Source organism: Georgenia sp. SUBG003 (assembly GCF_000715355.2).
GTDB lineage: Bacteria > Actinomycetota > Actinomycetes > Actinomycetales > Actinomycetaceae > Georgenia.
The window spans coordinates 3,294,211-3,314,704 of the sequence record NZ_CP180204.1 but is presented as its reverse complement, the minus strand read 5'-3'; the positions used below and the strand labels follow the sequence as shown (position 1 = coordinate 3,314,704).

General features: G+C 75.5%; 17 protein-coding genes and 8 pseudogenes. 9 read left to right on the top strand and 16 right to left on the bottom strand.

Translation table 11 applies throughout. The annotated features are described in order from the left end of the window. Positions 1-4: 4 nt before the first annotated feature. The gene (locus DA06_RS17190) at positions 5-799 is read left to right on the top strand and encodes a cytochrome c oxidase assembly protein (RefSeq protein WP_052436901.1); all 795 of its coding nucleotides are present in this window, start codon (positions 5-7) and stop codon (positions 797-799) included. Between the two features lie 22 nt (positions 800-821). Here DA06_RS17190 and DA06_RS17185 read toward each other — a convergent pair whose 3' ends face one another. After that, entirely contained in the window at positions 822-1,376 is a 555-nt protein-coding gene (locus DA06_RS17185; protein ID WP_418605549.1) for an MFS transporter, read from the bottom strand. Between the two features lie 2 nt (positions 1,377-1,378). Beyond that, a complete protein-coding gene (locus DA06_RS17180) occupies positions 1,379-1,753 on the bottom strand; it encodes an enoyl-CoA hydratase/isomerase family protein (RefSeq protein ID WP_418605548.1) in 375 nt (124 codons plus the stop codon). A 182-nt stretch (positions 1,754-1,935) separates the two neighbouring features. Here DA06_RS17180 and DA06_RS17175 point away from each other — a divergent pair, with 182 nt between their 5' ends. Further along, the gene (locus tag DA06_RS17175; protein WP_418605547.1) at positions 1,936-2,061 is read left to right on the top strand and encodes a hypothetical protein; all 126 of its coding nucleotides are present in this window, start codon (positions 1,936-1,938) and stop codon (positions 2,059-2,061) included. 33 nt (positions 2,062-2,094) lie between these two features. On the opposite strand, the gene DA06_RS17170 is transcribed toward DA06_RS17175, so the two are convergent. After that, positions 2,095-3,411, bottom strand: coding sequence for an FAD-dependent oxidoreductase (locus DA06_RS17170; RefSeq protein WP_418605546.1), 1,317 nt, complete (start codon positions 3,409-3,411; stop codon positions 2,095-2,097). 336 nt (positions 3,412-3,747) lie between these two features. On the opposite strand from DA06_RS17170, the pseudogene DA06_RS17165 reads away from it, so the two are divergent. Further along, a pseudogene (locus DA06_RS17165) lies at positions 3,748-4,011 on the top strand (SprT-like domain-containing protein); the annotation flags it as partial. 200 nt (positions 4,012-4,211) lie between these two features. On the opposite strand, the gene DA06_RS17160 reads toward DA06_RS17165, so the two are convergent. Together DA06_RS17160 and DA06_RS17155 are read right to left on the bottom strand one after the other, a co-directional pair. After that, a complete protein-coding gene (locus DA06_RS17160) occupies positions 4,212-4,844 on the bottom strand; it encodes a DUF5998 family protein (RefSeq protein WP_418605545.1) in 633 nt (210 codons plus the stop codon). Between the two features lie 4 nt (positions 4,845-4,848). After that, entirely contained in the window at positions 4,849-5,628 is a 780-nt protein-coding gene (locus DA06_RS17155) for an acetate--CoA ligase family protein (protein WP_418605544.1), read from the bottom strand. 81 nt (positions 5,629-5,709) lie between these two features. Between DA06_RS17155 and DA06_RS17150 the strand changes: the two genes are divergently transcribed. Then, positions 5,710-6,546, top strand: coding sequence for a hypothetical protein (locus DA06_RS17150; RefSeq protein ID WP_418605543.1), 837 nt, complete (start codon positions 5,710-5,712; stop codon positions 6,544-6,546). 127 nt (positions 6,547-6,673) lie between these two features. Then, positions 6,674-7,156, top strand: a complete 483-nt coding sequence (locus tag DA06_RS17145; RefSeq protein WP_043502321.1) for a hypothetical protein — start codon at positions 6,674-6,676, stop codon at positions 7,154-7,156. Between the two features lie 212 nt (positions 7,157-7,368). Here the strand turns inward: DA06_RS17145 and DA06_RS17140 are convergent, their stop codons facing one another. From DA06_RS17140 to DA06_RS17100, 9 genes and pseudogenes are all read right to left on the bottom strand, one after another. Continuing rightward, positions 7,369-8,223: an NAD(P)-dependent oxidoreductase gene (locus DA06_RS17140; protein ID WP_418605542.1), complete on the bottom strand. Its 855-nt coding sequence runs from the start codon at positions 8,221-8,223 to the stop codon at positions 7,369-7,371. A 200-nt stretch (positions 8,224-8,423) separates the two neighbouring features. After that, positions 8,424-9,047, bottom strand: coding sequence for a bifunctional 4-hydroxy-2-oxoglutarate aldolase/2-dehydro-3-deoxy-phosphogluconate aldolase (gene eda, locus DA06_RS17135; RefSeq protein WP_043502318.1), 624 nt, complete (start codon positions 9,045-9,047; stop codon positions 8,424-8,426). A 220-nt stretch (positions 9,048-9,267) separates the two neighbouring features. Then, a pseudogene (locus tag DA06_RS17130) lies at positions 9,268-9,936 on the bottom strand (IclR family transcriptional regulator); the annotation flags it as partial. Between the two features lie 14 nt (positions 9,937-9,950). Continuing rightward, the gene (locus tag DA06_RS17125; RefSeq protein ID WP_052436898.1) at positions 9,951-10,733 is read right to left on the bottom strand and encodes a LuxR family transcriptional regulator; all 783 of its coding nucleotides are present in this window, start codon (positions 10,731-10,733) and stop codon (positions 9,951-9,953) included. A 102-nt stretch (positions 10,734-10,835) separates the two neighbouring features. After that, on the bottom strand, positions 10,836-11,456 hold the full coding sequence (locus DA06_RS17120) for a copper resistance CopC family protein (protein WP_043502314.1): 621 nt from the start codon (positions 11,454-11,456) through the stop codon (positions 10,836-10,838). Positions 11,457-11,502: 46 nt separating this feature from the next. Then, positions 11,503-11,754 (bottom strand): hypothetical protein, encoded by a 252-nt coding sequence (locus tag DA06_RS17115; protein ID WP_052436896.1) that lies wholly within the window; start codon positions 11,752-11,754, stop codon positions 11,503-11,505. A gap of 121 nt (positions 11,755-11,875) precedes the next feature. Further along, positions 11,876-12,085 (bottom strand): annotated as a pseudogene (locus DA06_RS17110) (hypothetical protein); the annotation flags it as partial. Positions 12,086-12,440: 355 nt separating this feature from the next. After that, positions 12,441-12,725, bottom strand: a pseudogene (locus DA06_RS17105) (DUF2079 domain-containing protein); the annotation flags it as partial. A 409-nt stretch (positions 12,726-13,134) separates the two neighbouring features. Then, positions 13,135-13,467 (bottom strand): annotated as a pseudogene (locus DA06_RS17100) (hypothetical protein); the annotation flags it as partial. Here DA06_RS17100 and DA06_RS17095 point away from each other — a divergent pair. Beyond that, positions 13,409-14,800 (top strand): hypothetical protein, encoded by a 1,392-nt coding sequence (locus tag DA06_RS17095; protein ID WP_418605540.1) that lies wholly within the window; start codon positions 13,409-13,411, stop codon positions 14,798-14,800. The pseudogene DA06_RS17100 and the gene DA06_RS17095 overlap by 59 nt on opposite strands. On the opposite strand, the gene DA06_RS17090 is transcribed toward DA06_RS17095, so the two are convergent. Continuing rightward, the gene (locus tag DA06_RS17090) at positions 14,754-15,116 is read right to left on the bottom strand and encodes a VOC family protein (protein ID WP_043502301.1); all 363 of its coding nucleotides are present in this window, start codon (positions 15,114-15,116) and stop codon (positions 14,754-14,756) included. The genes DA06_RS17095 and DA06_RS17090 overlap by 47 nt on opposite strands. Before the next feature lie 129 nt (positions 15,117-15,245). Between DA06_RS17090 and DA06_RS17085 the strand changes: the two are divergent. Together DA06_RS17085 and DA06_RS17080 are read left to right on the top strand one after the other, a co-directional pair. Further along, positions 15,246-16,222, top strand: a pseudogene (locus DA06_RS17085) (AAA family ATPase). Further along, a pseudogene (locus DA06_RS17080) lies at positions 16,219-16,983 on the top strand (DUF58 domain-containing protein); the annotation flags it as partial. The pseudogenes DA06_RS17085 and DA06_RS17080, both read left to right, overlap by 4 nt. 332 nt (positions 16,984-17,315) lie before the next feature. Here DA06_RS17080 and DA06_RS17075 read toward each other — a convergent pair. Then, positions 17,316-19,114, bottom strand: a pseudogene (locus tag DA06_RS17075) (gamma-glutamyltransferase family protein); the annotation flags it as partial. A gap of 86 nt (positions 19,115-19,200) precedes the next feature. On the opposite strand from DA06_RS17075, the gene DA06_RS17070 reads away from it, so the two are divergent. After that, the gene (locus tag DA06_RS17070; protein WP_052436894.1) at positions 19,201-20,421 is read left to right on the top strand and encodes an MFS transporter; all 1,221 of its coding nucleotides are present in this window, start codon (positions 19,201-19,203) and stop codon (positions 20,419-20,421) included. The last annotated feature ends 73 nt before the right edge of the window (positions 20,422-20,494 follow it).

Sequence of the window (20,494 nt, the reverse complement as noted above, 5' to 3'; positions counted from 1 at the left end):
CGGGATGAACCACCAGCACGACGCCGGCCCCTGGCCGTTGCTCGAGACCGGCGTCGTCCTCGTCCTGCTCGTCGCCGCCGGCGGCTATGCGGCCGCGCTGCGGGCCGCGCGTGACCGCAGCCCGTGGCCCGCGCACCGCACCGCCCTGTGGTTCGCGGGCCTCGTCGGCGCCGGTGCGGCCCTGCTCGGCCCGGTCGCCGAGGCGGCCCGTGCCAGCTTCACCGCCCACATGCTCGGGCACGTGCTGCTGGGCATGCTCGCACCGCTCCTCCTGGTTCTCGGTGCCCCCGTCACGCTCGCGCTGCGGGCCCTTCCGGCAGGCCGGGCCCGGACGCTGACGGGCCTGCTGCGCCACCCCGTCGTGCGGATCGTGACCTGTCCAGCCGTCGCCGCAACGCTCGACGCGGGCGGACTCTGGCTGCTGTACACCACCGAGCTCTACCACCAGATGCACAGCTCGGCGCTAGTCCATGCGGCCGTCCACGCCCACATCTTCCTGGCCGGCTACGTCTTCACGGCCTCGATCCTGAGCGTGGACCCCGACCCGCACCGCGCACCGCTGACCGTGCGGGCCGCGGTGCTGGTCACCTTCATCGCCGTCCACTCCGTCCTTGCCAAGTGGCTCTACGCCCACCCGCCCGCAGGAGTGGAGGTGGCCGACGCCGAGGCCGGCGCCCAGCTCATGTACTACGCCGGCGACGCCGTCGACGTGACGCTGATCGTCCTGCTCCTCGCGGGCTGGTACGCCGCCGCACGCCCGAGGGACACAGCCCTCACCGGCCCCCGCCCGGCCGCCTGAGCCGGCCACCGGCCGGTCCGCGTCATCCGCGGGAGCGGCGACCCACGCGCAGCGCCCGGGCCGCGAGAACGGCCACGCCACCGACGAGCACGGCCGTGACCCCGTTGAGCACCCCGTAGCCGGACCAGCCCATCACCAGCCCGGCGGCGAGACTGCCGAGCGCGCCCGCGCCGCTCATCAGGGCGTCCGAGAGGCCCTGCGCCGTGACGCGCCGGGCGGGCGGGACGGCCTCGACGAGCAGGGCGGATCCGGCTACCGTGGCGGCCGACCAGCCGATCCCGAGCAGCACCAGCCCGATCGTCACAGTCGTGATCGCTCCCTGGCCAAGGCCGGCGAACGCGACCGCGGCGAGCAGCAACGCCAGCCCTCCGAGGGCGGTCGCGCCCCCGCCGAACCGGTCGGCGGACCACCCCATGACGGGGGACAGCGCGTACATCCCGGCGACGTGGAGGGAGATCGTGAACCCGACGACGGTCAGGAAACCGGGTCCCCCGGCCGTCGTCCCCGCCACGTGCTGGAGATGCAGCGGCGTCATGGACATCACCGCGACCATGGCGGTGTGCGCGGCCAGCAGCACCGTCAGCGCGGCCCGGGCCCGGGTCGAGCCCCGGACCGCGCCCCAGCCGTCACGGACCGAGGGGGCGGGGCGGTCGCGGCGGGACCGGCGGCGGGGAGCCGACGAGCCGGCTCGCGGTCCGCCCCGGGTCCGTGGCCGGGGCTCGCCTCGTCCGCCCGCCCCGCCGTGACGAAGTCGGCGAGGTCGTTGCCGGCGCAGAAGCTGTCGCCGGTGGCGCGCAGCAGGATGCAGCGGACCTCCGCGTCGTCGTCGGCCCGGGTCATCACCGCCCCGAGGGCGGCGTACATCTCCGCGGTCAGCGCGTTCTTCTTCGCGGGCCGGTTCAGGGTCACGGTGAGCACGCCGTCGGCCTGCTCCACGAGCACGTGCTCGGCCATGCGGGGCTCCTTCGTCGACGACGGCGAGGCGCGGTCAGCGTAGCGCCCCGGCGGGCGTGGGAGCCGGGGCACCGGCCAGGCCAGGCCAGGCGACCGCCGGCCGCCGCACCCGCGGGTACGGGAACGGACGGAACCGGACGTGCTGGTACCCCAATCCCCGTAGGGTGCGAGCGGACGGCCGCATGTTCAGCAACGGCCTGCAGCCGAGCCACTTCGTCATCCTCTTCCTCGTCGTGCTGCCCCTGGTCCTGGTTGTCGTCGGGATCGCAAGAACAGGCTGCTCGGCGACGTCTGAGGGGCGGCCGTGAGGACCGGGGGCTGGCGGGGTTCGTCGGACCGGTCTACCGCGCCGTCGTGAACTGCCGTGGACGGCCGTCTGCGCCTGCGCGAAGGCGCGCCAGCACACGCGCTACCGCCTCCCGCCCGGCCCTGTTCGCGCCGACGGTGGACGACGACGGCCCGTACCCGATGAGGTGCAGCCGCGGCTCGTCGGCCGCCTGCGTGCCGTCCATCGCGATGCCGCCGCCGCGGCCGCGCAGGCGGAGCGGTCGCAGGTGGTCCAGCGCAGCCCGGAACCCGGTGGCCCAGAGGATGACGTCGGCGCGCACGAAGGAGCCGTCGGCCATGCGGACGCCGTCGGGCTCGATGCGGGTGAACATCGGGTGCCGGTCGAGGACTCCCCGCCCGGCCGCCGCGCGCAGCTCCGGCCGCCAGCTGAGCCCGGTGACGGAGACGACGCTCCGCGGGGGCAGGCCCTGGCGGACGCGTTCCTCGACCCTGGCGACCGCCCGGCGCCCGGCCTCGGGGTCGAAGTCCTCGTCGCGCCAGACCGGTTCCCGGCGGGTGACCCACGTCGTCATCGCGACGTGCGAGATCTCCTCGAGCAGCTGGACGGCGGAGATACCGCCGCCGACCACCACCACGTGCTGGCCGGCGAACTGGTCGGCGCTGACGTAGTCGGCCACGTGGAGCTGGCGGCCCCGGAAGCTCTCCTGCCCGGGGTAGTGGGGCCAGAACGGCTTGGTCCAGGTGCCGGTGGCGTTGACGACGGCGCGGGCCGCGAGGGGTGGGACGGTGTCCGCCGTGACGAGGAGGCGCCCGTGGGGGTCGTCGTCGGCCCTGCGCACCTCCCGGACCCTGACCGGGCGGAGGACGCCGAGGCCGAGGACGTGCTCGTAGTCGGCGAAGTAGGCGGGCAGCACGTCGACGCTCGCGTCGCACGGGTCGACCTCGGGCTGGGCCATGCCCGGCAGGTCGTAGATGTTGTTGACGGTCGCCATGCGCAGCGAGCGCCAGCGGTGCCGCCACGCGCCACCGGGCCCGTCCTCGGCGTCGAGGACGACGTACGTCCCCACCACCCCCTCGCGCGAGACGTCAACTCCTCCGCGAGAAGTCACACTCTCCGCCCCCCACCCCAGGCGCGAGACGTCAACTTCTCCGCGAGAAGTCACCTCGTCGGCACCGAAGGCCGGGACGAAGCCGCGACGACGGAGGTGGTAGCCGGCGGAGAGTCCGGCCTGGCCGGCGCCGATGACGACGACGTCGACATCGACGACGTCGGTCGGGGACTCGGCAGGCGCGCCGCGTTCCGCGACGCGGGTGGGAGCCGTCCCGACGCTGTGGCTGACGCGCTCCAGCGAGGTCAGGGACCTTGTCATGCCAGTTCCAACACGGAACGGCGTCGAGGACTTCCGGACGGCGCGGTGGCGTCGGCCACCGAGAATCGCTCCGGCGCGCCCGGCCGGCGACGAAGGCCTGGCCGGTGACGACGACCTGGACGGCCCGGGAGCAGAAGCGGTGCGGACCCGGCGACGCACGGCCGACGACGGCCGGGAGGTGGTCGTGAGCTCCTCGCTACCCACAGGGCGGAGACGTGTTGATCACACGTCCACACCGCCGCCCCGCCGTGACGGCGCCGCGCCGTACGCTCGTGGCAGTACGGAAGCAGAAAGCTCGGGGCGGGCGGTGACCGCGGTCCGGGAAGGAGTCGGCACATGGAGCTGAGGGCGGTCCGCGCACTCGGCCTGGGCCTCCTCAGGGTGCACGGCCTGAGGTCGTGGCGCTTCGCGTTCGACAACGCCAAGCGCCGCGCCGGTGCCTGCAGGTTCGACACCCGCACGATCTCCGTCTCCCGGCACCTCATGGAGCTGTACTCGGAGGAGCACGTGCGGGACACGATCCTGCACGAGATCGCGCACGCCCTCGTCGGCCCGAAGCACGGGCACGACGGCGTGTGGCGGGCCAAGGCCCTGGCGATCGGATGCTCCGGCTCCCGGCTCGTCGACGCGGACGCCCCGAGGGCGCCCGCCCCGTGGCGTGGCATCTGCCCGCGTGGGCACAGCTACGACCGGCACCGCCGGCCCGCCCGCCCGGCCAGCTGCACCCGGTGCGACCGGCAGTTCAATCCCGAGTACCTGCTCAGCTGGACCTTCCACGGCCGGGCCGTGTCACCGGGTCCTCAGTACGAACGGGAGCTCGCCCGCCTTCTCGGTCGCAGGCGCCGGCACGACGGCGGCCGGGCGACGCTCCCGATCCCCGGGTTCCCCGGGTCCTCCGGCCCGAACGCGAGGGCGCCCTTGAGGGCGTCGGAGCCCTCGGCGTGGGCGCTGACGCGCACCTCGACGCCCTCGGGGGTGAAGTTCCCGGTGTAGCCGTGGTCGGCCTCGCACTCGGGGTCCCCGCAGGTGGCCGGCGCCAGGTCGAGCGTCTGCGCGGTGCCCCAGCTGACGGCGACGGTCAGCTCCTGGACCTGCATGCCGCGCGCCCGGGCGGGCTCGCTGACGCCGTGGGTCAGCGCCACGGAACGGATCTCGCCCAGCGGCACGGAGTCCGTGGTGGCGAGCGCGGAGGGCCTGCCGTCCGGCCCCGGCGCGTCGTCGACGTGGGCCACGACCAGACGGGTGGGCGTCAGGACGAGGGCGGTGAGGTGCCGGAAGACCTCGGCCTCGTCGAAGGTGGTCTCGGGGTGGACGAGGAAGGAGGTGACGGGCTCGTCGGCCAGGGCGACGTCGATCACCCCGGCGACGACGTCCGGGTAGTAGCCGGCGTGGTCGAGATCCGCACGCAGCTGCTTGGCGAGGTTGGTCAGCACCGGGTCATTCTCCCACCCCGGCGCGCTCCCCGTCCTCTGCCGGGGGGATCGGCAGGGCACGCCGGCCCGCGTCCTGGCGGACGGGGTGGGCCACCTCGACCGAGAAGGAGGTGGTGCGTGCCCCCCGCTCCCCCACGATCACCGGGTTGAGCGTCACGCTCACCACCTCCGGCAGGTCGTCGGTGAGCACGGACACCCGGGCGATGACGTCCTCCAGCGCGGCGACGTCGACCGGCGGCAGGCCGCGGTGCCCGAGGAGCCGCGGTGCGGCGCGGACCGAGCGCACCATCTCGCTCACGTCGGACGCCGTCAGCGGCGTGATGCGGTGGGACACGTCCCCGAGCAGCTCCGTGGCGTCGCCGCCGAGCCCGAAGGAGACGACCGGCCCGTACAGGTCGTCCTCCGTGCCCCGGACGACGCACGCGACCCCCGGCGGCGCCATGGCCTGGACCTCGAACGCAGAGGTGCGGCCGAGGACCTCCCGGGTGCGCGCCTCCATCAGCGCCATCGCCTCGCGCACCGCGTCCGCGTCGGTCAGGTCCAGCCGTACGCCACCGAGGTCCGCGCGGTGGCGCAGCACCTCGTTCTCGGTCTTCAGCGCGACCGGCCAGCCGATCCGCTCGGCGGCGGCGACCGCCTCCTCCGGGCCGTGGACCGTGGTGGCGGGAAGGACGTCGATGCCGTAGCAGGCCAGCAGCCGCTGCGCCGTCGCGGTGTCCAGCCGTTCGCGCCGTCCCGCGCCGAGCGCGGCGAGCGGCCGGGCCAGCACCTCCCGGGCCGCCACGGGGTCGATCCCCCGGACTCCGGGCAGGCCCCTGCGCCGTCGGACGCCGGCCAGGCGGCCGCGACGCCGGCGCCCACCTGGGTGTTCCCCTTCGACCGGCCCCTGCCGCCCGGCGAGGGCGACAACCAGGCGCTCGCGGTGAACACCACGGACGGGTCGACCGTCTACGACGTCGCCTTCGCCCTGGTCTGGGCCGACGGCGACACCGTGCTCAGCACCAACGAGGCCTACGCCCTGGCGAGCTGCACCGACTGCCGCACGGTGGCGGTCTCCTTCCAGGTGGTGCTGGTCCTCGGCCAGGCCGACGGGCTCGCGCCCCAGAACCTGGCCGCCGCCGTGAACTACGCCTGCCTGGAGTGCGTGACCTACGCCCTCGCCACCCAGCTGGTCCTGCCCGTCGACGAGCCCCTCGACGAGGCGAGCGCCGCCCGCCTGCAGGAGCTGTGGGAGGAGATCGCGGCCTTCGGCGCCACGATCCAGGACGTGCCGCTGGCCCAGATCCAGGAACGGCTCAGCGCCTACGAGGCCCAGATCGTCGAGCTTCTCCGGTCCCACGGGGACGGCGGAACCGACACCGCGGTGCCCGAGGCTGAGACCGCCGCACCTTCGGGCGAGCAGGAACCGACGCCGTCACCTGGGACGGAGACCGAGGCGGCGACCACCGAGACGACGGACGGCGCCTCGGCTGAGCCCGGCGCCCCCGCCCCGGCCGAGGAGACGACGCCGGCCGAGGAGGGGACGCGGCCGAGGAGACGACGCCGTCGGCCGAGAAGAGCCCCACGCCGACGGCCGGCCCTGGCGCCACCTCCGGGGCGACGCCGAGTCCCGCCGCCCCCGGTCGGCCGTCGGCGTCACGGCCACCGCCCCGGTCGGCCGCCGGCGTCACGGCGCCGCGACGACGTCGTGACCGTTCCATGACGTTCCATGACGGCGTGTGCACCCGGGCGCCATACGTACTTGTGCGTATGGCCCTCCGGTGGGCTCGCTCGCGAGACTTCCGTCCATGGCGCCGCCACCGGGGCGGCACGTCGTCGAGGAGGTTCCCGTGACCGGGACACGTCACCGCACCGCCCGCACCTGGAGGCGCCGGGCGGGCGCCGTCGCCGCCACCGTCGCGGCACTGGGCGTCGCGACCGCCACGAGCGCGTCGGCCCACCACTGCTACAAGATCGACTGGAACGACAGCGCGCGCGAGCAGCTCGCGAAGAACGGCACCGCCTGGATGCCCCTGTCCGACCTCGGCGCCATGATCGTCGCGGCACCCATCGAGGAGGGCGGCTACGACCGGCCCGACTGCACCGGGTCCGCGGACGCCGCCGTCCAGGCCTGGATGTCCGGGACGGGCACCACGGCGGAGCCGCTCATCCACTCGCGCGCCACCGTCGGGAGCGGCGCCGCCTACCAGGGCAAGGTGCCGAAGGGCTTCGCCTATCTGAGTGACGCCGACTTCGGCGTCCTGGTCATGGCCATCGACGCGGACCTCGCCGCGACCTGCCCCGGCTTCGAGCCGGTCGATCCACCGGCGTAAGGCCGGTCGGGCACCGAGGGCTCCCGCCACCCCAACCACCCCCGCCACGCGGGTCCCTCAGCCCTTGACGGGCGGCCGCCCGCGCACCTCAGCAGGTGCGCGAGCGGCCGCTCGTTCGTTGTTCCCGACGCCATGTCCCCCGACGGCGCGACGCACCCCCGGTCATCGGCGAAGGACGTCGCGCCGCGGTCCGCCCGGGCCGGAGGCCCGCCTCAGCGGGCGACGACGTTGCGCAGCTCCTCGCCCGCGCGCAGAGCCGCGAGGTTGTGGGCCACGAGCTCGTCTGCACCTACCGGGCGGCCACCCGCCGCGTGCGGCGTGATGATGAGGTTGGGCAGGTCCCACAGCGGGGAGCCGGCGGGCAGCGGCTCGACCGCGGTGACGTCGACGGCGGCGCCGGCGATCGCGCCGGTCCGCAGCGCCTCGGCCAGGGCGTCCTCGTCCACCGTCGCCCCGCGGCCGACGTTCACCACGTAGGCGTGCCGCGGCAGGGCGGCGAGCCGGTCCGCGTCCAGCGCCCGCTCGGTCTGCGCAGTGGCGGGCAGGATCATGATCAGCACGTCGGTGTGCGCGAGCTCGGCCGTCAGGTCCGCCTCGGCGAGGACGTCGAAGCCGTCCCGCGTCCCGGCGGTGCGTGCGACGCCCCGCACCTCGGCGCCCAGGCCACGGAGCAGCGGCGCGAGCGTGCGGCCGATGTTGCCGAATCCCCACACGAGCACCCGCGCGCCGATGAGCGAGGTCACTGCGCCCTCGGGCCGCAGCGGCTGCAGCCCGCCGATCTCGTCCGCCCACCGGTGATCGGCCTGCGCGGCCGCCACCTGGGGCAGGCGGCGCAGCAGGGCCAGCGTCAGGGCGAGGGCGTGCTCGGTCACCGTGGCGTCGTGCAGCCCGACCCCGGACGTGACGACCACCTCGGGCGGGAAGCCCGCCGACAGCACGGAGTCGGGGCCCGCGGCCAGCGTCTGCACCCAACGGAGGTTCGGCATGCGGCCCGCGACCGCCGCGAGGTCCTCGCGCCGGTTGCCCCACGCCACGAGGGCGTCGGCGTCGAGATGCTCCTCCGGCACGGGTGCCCCGGCGTCGTAGACGACGGCGGAGACGCGTCGGGCAGCGACGGGTCGAGCGGTGCGGTGCTGGGCAGCAGGATCTTCATGGTTCTCCTCGGCGGTGGGCGCGTCGGAAGCCTATCCGGCGGGCCGGACGGGCCCACGCCGGCAGGTGCCGCGCACGCGGCACGAGCGCGGTGCGAGCCGAGGAGCTCAGGCCCTCAGGCGCCGGCGAGGCGGACGGCCTCGGCCGTCAGTCGCGTGACGGTCTCGAAGTCGCCGGCGCGCACCGCGTCGCCGGGCACCATCCAGGAGCCGCCGACCGCGGCGACCGACGGCACGCCAAGGTACTCGTGCAGGTTGTCCGGGCCGATGCCTCCGGTGGGGACGAACCGCAGGCCGGCGAACGGGGCGGACAGCGCCTTGATCGCGGCGGCGCCGCCCGAGGTGGCCGCGGGGAAGAACTTCACGGCGGTGAGCCCGAGCTCGAGGGCGGCCTGCACCTCGGTGGCCGTGACGGCTCCGGGCAGCGGGAGGACCCCGTGCTCCTGGCACCGCTCGACCACCGCACGGCTGAGCCCGGGGGAGACCACGTAGCTCGCCCCGGCCGCGACCGCGGCGTCCACCTGCGCAGGGGTGAGGACCGTCCCCGCGCCGACGAGCATGTCGCCCCGTGCGGCCATGGCCTCGATCGCGTCGACGGCCGCGCCCGTGCGGAAGGTGACCTCGGCGACCGGCAGGCCGCCGGCCACGAGGGCGGCGGCGAGCGGTGCGGCGTGTGCGGCGTCGTCCAGCACGACGACGGGGACGAGCCGGGTGTCCGCGAGGGCGGCGAGAGGATCCACAGTGGTCCGTTTCGGTCAGCGAAATGTGCGTGGCGTTGAGCGCAACCGAGGATGGCATGCGGACGCCCCGGGCACAAAGTCGGCGGCCCAGGGCCGGCGCTACGGGGCCGCGGGAAGCTGGGAGGCCGGGCGGAAGCATGGGGCCGAGCACGGACCGCATCCGGTCGTGGAGCCGGCCGACCCGGGCGGCGGTCATCCGCTCCGCCGGCGCCGTGACGCTCACCGCCGCCACCGCGGCTCCGGCCCGCAGCAGCGGCACCGCGACGCACGCGATGCCGGGCTCGTTCTCCTGGTCCTCCATCGCGTACCCACGGGCGCGGGCGCGGGCCAGCGTCTCCCACACGTGGTCGGCGTCCACCGCGCGGTCGCGGGCCGCGGGCAGGTACGTCCCGAGCCCGGCGCGGTCGGTGCCGCGGAAGGCGAGCATGGCCCGGCCGAGGGCGGTGGTCACCGCCGGCATGCGCATGCCGACGGCGGACCACACCCGGATCGGCCGGTCGGGCTCGACCTTGTCGAGGTACTGCACGTGGGCGCCCGCGAGCGCGCCGAGGTGGACCAGCTCGCCCACGTCGCCCATCAGCGCGAGCAGGGCGGGGTGCAGCAGCAGCGGCAGGTTGTCCTGGCCGAGGTACCGATCACCCAGGTCGACCGCGCCCCGGCCCAGGACGTCGCGGCCGGTCGACGGGTCCTGGGCGACGAAGTCGCGGTACCGCAGCGCGGCGAGCACCCGGTGCAGGGTGGTCTTGTGGACGCCCAGACGGGTGGCGAGGTCGGCCAGCGCGGCACCGCCCGGCCCGGCGGCCGCGAGCTCCTGGAGCACCAGGAGCGCCCGGTCCACCGCCTCCACGGGCGAGCCCGTGCGCGCGGGGTCCAGGCCGGTCGTGGTCATGACCGCAGGGTAGGTCACGACGGGTGGAGTGCCGGCATCCGGCCCGCTCCCGGGCGCTCGTCCACCGGAAGCAGGCCCGCGCGCTGCGCCTCGAGGACGGCGGAGAGCCGGTCCACCGCCCCGAGCTTGCGGTAGAGGTTCTCCTGGTGCTTGTGGACCGTGCGCGGGGAGATCGCGAGCCGCGCCGCGATGCCGCTCACCGTGCTGCCTCCGGCGATCCCCCGCAGCACGAGCAGCTCGCGGGGGGTGAGCACCGGCCCGGCCGGAGCGACCGCACTCGGCGCACGCTCCGCCGTCGTCCCCTCCTCGATCCTGGCGAGCAGCGCGACGTGCCGGTCCAGCCCGGCGACGACAGGCTGGAGGAGACGGGCTGCCTCCTGCTCGTCAGCCCGGAAGGCCTCCTCGGCGACCAGCGCGAACACCTCGCACGGCGCCGGAGCGGGCATCGGGAGGGCGAGCTGGTGGATGGTGAGGCCGAACGACTCGATGAGCTCGCGGGTGCGGGCGGCGAGGGGACGGCCCGAGGCGACGGCGTCGGTGAGCGTGACCGGCCCGGCGGGGCGGGCGTGCAGGAGGTGCGCCACCAGCGGGTGCTGGTCCACGTCGGCCATCGCCGTGGGCCAGGCCCGCAGGGGGGCGGCGCCGTCAGGCAGGTACCGGGCGGCCGGCGCCCCGTCGGGCCCGGTGCAGGTGCGGACCACGAAGTAGGCGTGGAACTCCTCGGCGAGGGCGCGCACCAGCCGCCCGTGCGCCGTGTGCGCGTCGGGCGCTGCCAGCACCTCCGCGCTGACGTCCATCCATCGAAGCGCGCGGCTCCTCGCGCCCATCGTCCCTCCCCGCCGAGGAGGCACACAGTAGCGACGGGGCGGAGGGCCAGGTGTGGTTTTGGACCGCCCCCGTCAGCCCTGCTCGCGCCAGCGCCGCACGGCGATGGCGACGACGGCGCCCAGGGCGCCCACGGCCAGCAGCACGACCAGCCAGGCCGGGAGGCCGGTGGCCGGCGCGCTCTCCTCCGCCGGAGCCGTGGCGGTGGCGTCCGGGGCGGTCACGCTGTCGGGCGAGGCGGTCGGCGCGGGGGCCGACGGCGCAGCGCCCGCCTCAGTCGTCGGCTCCTCCGCCGCGCCGGCGACGGCGAAGCCGAGCTCGCCGTCGATGCGGTGACCGTCGGAGGAGACGACGGACCACGCCGCGGTGTACGCGCCGGCGTCGAGGGCGGGGAGGGGGAACGTGGCGTCCGTGCCCGCGATGGTGGGCTCCCCCTCGGCCACCGTCGCGCCGGACGCGTCGGTGACGACGACCGCCTGGGCGGTGTCGAGGAGCTCGTTGTTGAAGGTCAGCACGATCTCGGCCGGCGCGGCGTCGAGCTGGGCGCCGTCGACGGGCTGAGAACCGGTCAGCACGTCGTGGGCGTGCGCCGGCGGCGCGAGGACGACGGCGAGCAGCGCGAGGACGGCCAGCAGCGGCGTGAGAACGGCGAGGAGCGGGGCGAGCATGGGGCGACGGGACGCGTGGGCAGACACGTCGCCACCCTATTCACCGGAGGCCTCGCCGAGAAAACGCCGGTGCTCAGCCGGTCCGCTCGGCCACCTGGTAGCCGTCGGTGTCGACGACGACGCCGTAGGAGGTGCCGGGGTGACGGCTCTCCGCCAGGGCGGCGGCGTCCGTGATCGTCAGGTCCGGCCAGGTGCGCCCCCGGGTGTCGAGCACCACGTAGTCCGGCGCTGGGTTGCCGTCGTTCCCGACCCAGTACACCTGCGCCCGGGGCACCAGGTACGCCATGAGGTAGATGTCCGACTCGACGGTGCTGCCGGCTCTCACGGCGTCGACCGCGGCCCGGACGCCGGCGAGCCGGGGGAGACGGCTGGTAGGTGCCGGGGTCCGCGAGGCGGGCGACCGGCGTCGTCGGCGTCATCAGCACCGTGGTCGCCAGGGCCACGGCGACGCCGGCACTCGCCCACCCACCACGGGGCAGGCGCCGTCGCGCCGCCGCCGGTCCCGCGACGGCGTCCAGCAGCGCGGCGGTGGCCACAGGCATGAGGACGGCGGAGTAGTGCCACTCCCAGCCCCAGTAGTGCTCGACCTCGCCGACGAACCGCCACGCCAGGGTCGGCACCCACAGCCACACCAGCGGGGACCGGGCACCTGTCACGCCGGCGGCCAGGACCAGCAGCAGGACCGTCACCCACTTCTCGCCGGGCCCGAGCGCACCGGCCAGGACGTCGAGGAGCCCGGCGCGGCCCTCGGTGGCCACCCGGTCGTAGTAGTCGTAGGTGCCGCGCGGGTTCAGGGCAGGCAGGATCACGCCGAGCGTGAGCACGAACGACACCGCCCCCCCACGCGGCCAGACCCGCGCCCACCTGCGCCTGCCGGTCGCGGCGCACGGCGTCCACAGCGCGACGCGGCCAGGCCGCGGGGCCCGCGCCGGGGACCCGCCCCACGGCTGCCGGGCCGCGCCACCACATCACGAGCCCGAGGGCCGCGACGGTCAGGCCGAGGTCCTCCTTCACGAGCACGAGCGGCGCTGCCCACAGCGCGCAGGCCCACCACCGGGCACGCAGGAAGGCGGCGAGGGAGAACGCGAGCAGCGGGACGGCGAGGGCGATCTCGTGGAACTGCGCCGCCACGGCGCCCTGCAGGCCCCAGCTGAACGCGTAGGCGATGCCGAGCGCGGCGCCCCGGCGGGGGCCGAGCAGCTCGCGGGCCACGGCCGTGAGCGGCACGGCCGACAGCGCGAGGAGGAGCGCCTGGACCACCAGCAGCGTCAGACCCGACGGGAACAGCCGGTACACCGGCCCGAGCGCGGCCAGCAGGGGGGTGGAAGTGGTCGCCCAGGAGGTTGAAGCCCGCGCCCTTGATCGTGACCACCGGCGCCTCGAGGCGCGAGTACCGCTGAGCGAGCTGGGTGAAGATTCCGAGGTCCCACGACGGGACCTCGAGGAGGCGCCACTGGGTCACGGCGAAGGTGACGTACACGGACGCGGCGAGGGCGGCCACCAGCCAGGGCACCCAGCGACCGCCGGTCCCGCGCACGACCGACCGGCGCCTCCCGGCACGCTCCAGCCCGGCTCGCACCATCACACCTCCGTCCCGAGTGTCCTACGAGGTCGGCAGCTCCACCGGGACACCGGCGCTCGCGTCCGAGGCGTGCAGCACGAAGATGGTGGGCTCGGTGCCGGCCGGGACGTCGAAGACGACCACGCCCTCGGCCGTCTCACCCTGGCCGAGCTGCGCCAGCCACAGGCGGTTGCCGTCGACCGCCAGGCCCGCGCCCGGATCCGGCCGGTGCTGCGTGCCGCCCGCGTCGAGCAGCCGCTGGTCGACGTCGAGGAAGTAGGACGGGCCCGGCGCGGTCGCGGTGACCCGCAGCCGGACGACGACGTACTCGCCCTCGGCCGTGGCCGTCGCCGTGGTGCCGGCGAGCTCGGTGAGTCCCGACGAGACGCCGAGGACCTCGACGTCGAACGGGCCGTCCGTGACCGTCGCACCGAGCCTGCACCGCCCCGCCAAGCTCGGCGGCCGCTCCGCGAGCACGCTCGACGTCCCCGGCGGCCAGGAGCACCTCCGTCGCCGCGGGAAGGAACCGAGCCCGCTCCGGCGGCCGGAGCTCCTGCGCCAGCGACTGCCGGACCGTGTCCGCCGCCTCCGCGGTCCTGCCGCGGGCCAGGCTGACCAGTGCAGGCCCCGGCTGCGGGTCACGGCCGTGCTCGTCAGCGCTGCGGTAGGCCGACTCGGCCGCGCCGAGCTCGCCCCGCAGACGCAGCACCTCGCCGAGCTCGTACCAGGCGTCACCGGCCCCCGGCTGCCCGGGCGGGTCGCTCAGACGGGTGGCCGCGCGACCGGCCTCCGCCACAGCCTCGGGCCACGCGCCGCGCAGACGCATGAGCCGGGTGCGGGCGACGAGACACTCTCCGCGGAAGACGACGAGGTCGGGCTGGGCGTCGCACCAGCGTGTCAGCGTCGTCGTCCACTCGCGGGCGCGCGGCAGGTCCATGCTCGCCGCGGACAGGTCGACGGCGGTGCAGAGGGCGATACCGGCGGTCAGGGCGGACAGGGCGCCTCCGTTCACCGCCGCGACGACCTCGTCCAGGAGTGCGAGACCGGACGGGCCGCGGCCGCGCAGCACCTCGCCGGTGGCGAGCGTCAGGCCCGCGAGCGTCGCGAGGTCCCCGGTCCAGCTCGCCGTCCCGAGCAGGTCCGCGGTCCCGTGCGTCCTCACGGTCCCGTGCGCCTCCTCGGTGCCGAGGAGCTGAGCGGTCCGGAGGACCTGAGTGGCCTCGCGGACGGCGTCGTCCAGCCTGCCGGCCACCACTGCCTCGCGCGCCTCGAGGAGCTGCAGGTAGGCCTGCTCCAGCTCACCGACCCCGGAGTCGACGAGCCGTCGGGCACGGGTCATCCATCCCGCGGCGCGACCGGACCGCCCACGGTGGAGCAGCCACGCCGCGGCCCAGAACGTGCACCGGGCGGCGCTGTCCGGCCGGCCGGCGTAGAGAGAGCCGCGGTAGGCCGCGGCGAAGAGGTCGTCCGACTCGTCGTCGCGTGCCAGCAGGGCCGCGGAGGTGGCCATGAGCAGGAGGTCGTCCGGAGGCAGCGGCGCCTCGCTCCGCGCCGCGGCGATGCTGGCGTACGCGGCGCCCCACTGGTGGCGCGCGTAGGCCTGCCGCCCCTGGTCGAGCTGCTCCACCGTCATCGCACGCTCCCGCGAATCGCGCGCCGTCGCGCCTGTCAACGTTACGCCCGTACCCTGCCGCCGCGGCGCCGCACGGGCGCAGCTGGCGCCGGACCGCCTCCGGTCTCCGCCGGGGCATCTCCTTCCCGGCTCAGACGATCTGCTGCACCGCCCAGCCGTTGCCGTCCGGGTCGGTGAAGAAGACGAAGCGGCCCCACGGGAAGTCCTGGACGTCGCTGACCGCGACCCCCCGGCCGGCGAGCTCGGCGTGCGCCGCGTCGATGTCGTCCACCACGAGCTGCAGGCCCTCCACCGACCCCGGACGCATCTCGCTGAGGCCGTCGCCGATCGCGATCGAGGCCGGTGATCCCGGCGGTGTGAGCTGGACGAAGCGCACCCCGCCGCCGACGTCGTGGTCGTGGTCCAGGACGAAGCCGGCCTTGTCGACGTAGAAGCGCAGGGCGCGGTCGACGTCGGAGACGGGAACGTGGACGAGCTCGAGGCGGAAGTCCATGACGGGACGCTACGCCGGGAACCGCGGCCGCACAGGCGATCGAGGCACCGCCCGGGCGATGCCGTCCGCCCGAGACGTCCCGGCCCGCAACAGTTCCCACGGTGACGCCCGATGCGGCACGATCGGTGCATGGAACCCGCGGTGGCCGACGTCGACGTCGACCTCGATCGCCTGCACGCCGTGACGGCAGACGCCCAGCGCGCGATGACGACCGTCATCGAGGGCAAGGACGACGTGGTGCGCACCGCGCTGACGGTCCTGCTGGCGGGCGGTCACCTGCTCATCGAGGACGTTCCCGGCGTCGGCAAGACGATGCTCGCCAAGGCTCTGGCGCGCACGGTGGACTCGACGGTGCGCCGGATCCAGTTCACCCCCGACCTCCTGCCGAGCGACATCACCGGTGTCAGCGTGTTCAACCAGGACACGCACGAGTTCGAGTTCCGCCCGGGCGCGGTGTTCGCCAACGTCGTCGTCGGGGACGAGATCAACCGGGCGTCGCCCAAGACGCAGTCGGCGCTGCTGGAGGCCATGGAGGAGCGGCAGGTCACCGTGGACGGGCGCACGTACCGTCTGCCCGACCCCTTCATCGTCATGGCCACGCAGAACCCGTTCGAGATGGAGGGCACCTACCCCCTGCCGGAGGCCCAGCGGGACCGGTTCATGGCGCGCATCTCCATGGGGTACCCCGACCCCGCCGCGGAGCTGCGCATGCTCGCCAGCCACGGCTCCGGCTCGCCGCTGGCGGACCTGCGGCCGGCCACGGACGCCGCGACCGTCGCCGCGCTGGTGCGCACGGTCGAGCGGCTGCACACCGCCCCGGCGGTGCACCAGTACGCGTCGACCTGGTCACGGCCACCCGCAGCAGCCGCTACCTGCGGCTGGGCGCGTCCCCGCGCGCAGGCCTGCAGCTGCTGCGGGCCGCCCGCGCGCACGCCGCGCTCGAGGGCCGCGACCACGTCCTTCCCGACGACGTCCAGCGCCTCCTCGTCCCGGTCCTCGCGCACCGCATCATCCTGACCGGCGAGGCGGAGCTCGGCGGCGCCTCCGCGGTGGACGTGCTGGCCTCCGTCGTCGCCGCCGTCCCGGTTCCCGCCGCACCGCGATGACCCCGCCGCGCCTGACGTCCCGTGGCCGCGCCTTCCTGGCACTCGGGGTCGTCGTCGTGGTCGCCGCCGCGCTGCTGGGCTTCCCGGACGTGACGCGGATCGGTGCCCTCCTCGCGCTCCTCCCGGTGCTCGCGGCCGCGTCGATCTGGCGCCGCGCCCCGCGCCTGGAGCTGCGCCGCACGGTGGTGCCCGCCCAGCTCCAGCGGGGCGACTCCGGGCACGTCGAGCTGGCGCTGCGCAACGTGGGGCGGCACGCTACGCTGCCGCACCTCGCCGAGGAACGGCTCGACGCCCAGCTCGGGTCGCCCGCCCGCTTCGTCCTGCCTCGCATGGCACCGGGCGAGACGCGTTCGATCACATACGGCGTGGAGGGGCGCGTGCGCGGCACGTACCGGCCCGGCCCGCTGACCCTCACGCTGACCGACCCGTTCGGGATGGCACGCAGCCGCACGGAGCTGCCGGTCTCCGGCGAGGTGGTCGTGCTGCCGCGCATCGTGGCTCTCGACGGGGCCGGGGTGCGCCGCCAGGGCGGCGCCGGCGACTGGCCCGTGCCGCACATGGTCGCCACCCAGGGCGAGGACGATGTCAGCACCCGCAACTACCAGCTCGGCGACGACCTGCGCCGGATCCACTGGCCCGCCACCGCCCACCGGGCGGAGCTCATGGTCCGCCAGGAGGAGCAGCCGGCCCGGCGGCGTGCGGTGCTCGTCCTGGACTCGCGGCGCCTCGCCCACCGCGGTCAGGGCGAGACGAGCTCGTTCGAGTGGGCGGTCAGTGCCCTCGCGTCCGCCGCCGTGCATCTTGCCGGCCGGGGCTACGGCCTCCACCTGGTCTCCGCCGAGACGGTGCGCGAGGGCCGCGCCGCCTCGGTCCTCTCGCTCGGCACCGTGCTGCGCTACCTCGCCGTGGCCCTGCCCGAGGCCGCCTCCCTGGGGCCCGTGGTGCGGACCGCCCGTCCCCTCGCCGCCGGTGTGGTCGTCGCCGTCATGGCCGACGGCGACCCCGTCGACCTGCAGCCGTTCGTCCGCGCGCGGCCGGCGGGGACCGACTGGGGGTCGGATGGCTCGTCCTCGACGCGCCCGGGTTCGCCGGCGCCCTGCTGGGCCCGCGGGTTCGCCGCCGCACCGAGCACGCCGGTGGCGGGGTCGACCGTGACGGCGGAGAGCCGGCCGAGAGACCAGTCACCGGCCCGCGTGACGCGGTGGCCGCGCCGCTTCAGGTCGGCGATGACCTCCTCCCCCAGCCGGTCCTCGACGACGGCGCCGCCCGGCGTCCAGGTGCGCGGCCAGAAGGACCCGGGCACGGAGGTGGTGTGCAGGGCCGGGGCGTCGACCGCCTGCTGCGGGGAGTACCCGCCGACGATCGTGCGGAGCAGGTAGAGCAGCTGCCACTGGTCCTGCTGGTCACCACCGGGCGAGCCGAGCGCGGCGACCGGTCTCCCCTCGCGCAGCACGAGCGTGGGCGTGAGGGTGGTGCGGGGGCGCCGACCGGGCGTGAGGGTGGCGGGCGAGCCGTCCTCGAGCCACGTCATCTGCAGCCGGGTGCCGAGGCAGAAGCCCAGCTCGGGGATGGCGGGCGAGGACTGCAGCCACCCGCCGGAGGGGGTCGCGGAGACGATGTTCCCCCACCGGTCGACGACGTCGAGGTGGCAGGTGTCGCCGCGTGTCTCCCCGGTCGGCGAGACCGTCGGCTCGCCCAGGCCGGCCAGGGAGCGGCCCGACGGCGGGGCGTAGTCCTCGCGCAGCGGCGGGAGGAACGGTGCGACGCCCGGGACCCGCCCGGGCCGGAGCTCGGCCGAGGCCCGCTCGGTGATGAGCGCACGGCGCTGCGCGGCGTACTCCTCGGAGAGCAGCACGTCGAGCGGGACGTCGCGGTGGTCGCCGTAGTAGGCCTCCCGGTCGGCCAGCGCGAGCTTCTCGGCCTCGAGGATCGTGTGGGCGCCGAGCGCGGTGGACGGGTCGAGCCGGTCGTCGTCGAACCCGTCGAGGATCCTCAGCACCTGCAGCAGCACCGGCCCCTGACCCCACGCACCCGTCTTGGCGATCGTGTGCCCGCGGAACCCGATCGTCACGGCGGGCTCGTAGCCGGCCCGGAACGCGGCGAGGTCCCGGGCGTGATGACCCCGGCGTGGTCGGCGCCGTCGGAGTGCCGGTGCGGGCGCGCGGCGGACGCCGCCACCGCCTCGGCCACGAACCCCTCGCTCCAGGCCCTGCGGGCCGCGTCGATCCGCGCCACGCGGTCGTCGGCGACGCCCGGCTCGCGGCCGGCCGCCACGAGTCGCTCGAGGGTCCGGGCGTAGGCCTCGTTGCGGATGAGCTCGTCCTCCCGCGGGGGCCGGCCGCGCGGCATCCAGAGCGCGGCGGAGGTGGGCCAGTGGTCGGTGAAGAGCTGCGCCACCTGGGCGACGGTCGCGCCCACCCGCCCGAGGGCCGGGTGCCCGTCGCGGGCGTAGCCGATCGCGTGGGCCAGCGCGTCCGAGAGCTCCCAGGTGCCATGGTCGCGGAGCAGGAGGAACCAGGCGTCGACGGCGCCGGGCACGGCGGCGGCCAGCGCACCAGACCCTGGCACCAGCTCGAGGCCCTCGGCGAGGTAGCGCTCACGGGTGGCACCCGCCGGGGCGGGACCCTGCCCCATGAGGACGACCGGGGTCGGGTCCTCCGCGGTCGCGAAGACGGCGGTCAGGTCGCCGCCGGGGCCGTTGAGGTGCGGCTCGACGACGTGCAGGACGAAGCCGGCCGCGACGGCCGCGTCGAAGGCGTTGCCGCCGCGCTCGAGGACCGACTGCGCGCACGCCGTGGCGATCCAGTGCGTGGTGGCCGACATCCCGAAGGTCCCCCGCAGGGTGGGCCGGGTGGTGAAGGAGGGCGGCGGGGTGAACGCGGTGCCGGGCATGGACCAGCAGGCTAGCGGCCGCCCGGTGTCCGACTTCACCCCGCCCGACCGTCCCGGAGGCGCCCCGCCGGTGGAAGAATCCTCCGGTGCCCAACCCCTATCGCGAGATCCTCGGCCTGCCCGGGACCCTCGCGTTCTCGGCGGCGGGCCTCCTCGCCCGCTTCCCCGTCTCGATGGTGGGCATCGCGATTGTCCTGATGCTCTCGAGCATCACCGGCTCGTACGCCACGGCCGGCACCGTCTCGGCCACGTTCGTCATCGCCCAGGCGGCCTGCGCCCCGCAGCTCGCCCGGCTCGTCGACCGGTTCGGCCAGGCACGCGTGATGACGCCGGCGGTCACGGTCGCCGGCCTGGGCCTCGCCGGGCTCGTGGTGGCCGCCGTCACGGGCGCGCCGCTCTGGACCGTCTACGCGTGCGCCGTCGTCTCGGGAGCGAGCGTCGGGTCCGTCGGCGCGCTGGTGCGCGCCCGCTGGACGCAGGCGGTCCGCACCCCGAAGGAGCTGCACCGGGCGTACTCGTGGGAGTCGGCGCTCGACGAGTCGACGTTCGTCCTCGGCCCCGTCATCGCCACGATCCTGGCCACCTCGGTGGCCCCGTGGGCCGGTGCGGCGGTGGCCGCCGTCGTCATCGTGGCGGGCGGCTACGCCTTCCTCGCCCAGCGCGGCACCGAGCCGCCGGTGCAGGCGCGGCACGAGGCCGGCGCGCACCGCGGCTCGGTGATGCGGTCCGGCTCGCTGGTGGGGATCGTCGTCGTCTTCCTCTTCGTCGGGGGGATCTTCGGCGCCACCGACGTCTCGATCGTGGCGTTCACCGCCGAGCATGACCGGCCCGGACTCGCGGGCGTGCTGCTCGGCGTCTTCTCGCTGGGGTCCGTCGTCGCGGGTCTGCTCTACGGCGCCCACACCTGGACCGGCCCGGCGTGGCGGCGCTTCGTCGTCGGCGTCGTCGTCCTCGCCGGCGGCACCGCCCTGTTCCTGCTCGTCGACAGCCTCGGCGTCATGGCCGCGGTGATGTTCGTGACCGGCTTCGCGATCTCCCCGACGATCATCAACGGCAACTCCATGGTGCAGCACCTCGTGGCCCGCCGGCGCCTCACCGAGGGACTGACGTGGCTGAGCACGGGCATCAACGTGGGGGTCTCGGTCGGCTCCTCCGTGGCCGGCGTGTTCGTCGACTCCTACGGCTCCACCGGCGGGTTCACCATGGTGGCGGCCAGCGGCGGCGTCGCGGTGCTCACCGCCGTCGTCGTCGCCCCGCTCCTGCGACGCCGCGACCAGGGCGACCCCGTTCACCTGCCCGGCCACTGAGGCCGCGGCGGGCTCGACCTGCGGCCCGCCCGGCCCCGGGGGAGGATCGAGAACGTCCGCGTCCAGCGATCCC

Excerpts from the sequence above, each read along its gene's own strand:
- DA06_RS17170 (WP_418605546.1), bottom strand. The coding sequence starts at position 3,411 with ATGACAAGGTCCCTGACCTCGCTGGAGCGCGTCAGCCACAGCGTCGGG.
- DA06_RS17175 (WP_418605547.1), top strand. The coding sequence starts at position 1,936 with ATGTTCAGCAACGGCCTGCAGCCGAGCCACTTCGTCATCCTCTTCCTC.
- DA06_RS17125 (WP_052436898.1), bottom strand. The coding sequence starts at position 10,733 with ATGGACGTCAGCGCGGAGGTGCTGGCAGCGCCCGACGCGCACACGGCG.
- DA06_RS17090 (WP_043502301.1), bottom strand. The coding sequence starts at position 15,116 with ATGGACTTCCGCCTCGAGCTCGTCCACGTTCCCGTCTCCGACGTCGAC.
- DA06_RS17180 (WP_418605548.1), bottom strand. The coding sequence starts at position 1,753 with ATGGCCGAGCACGTGCTCGTGGAGCAGGCCGACGGCGTGCTCACCGTG.
- DA06_RS17190 (WP_052436901.1), top strand. The coding sequence starts at position 5 with ATGAACCACCAGCACGACGCCGGCCCCTGGCCGTTGCTCGAGACCGGC.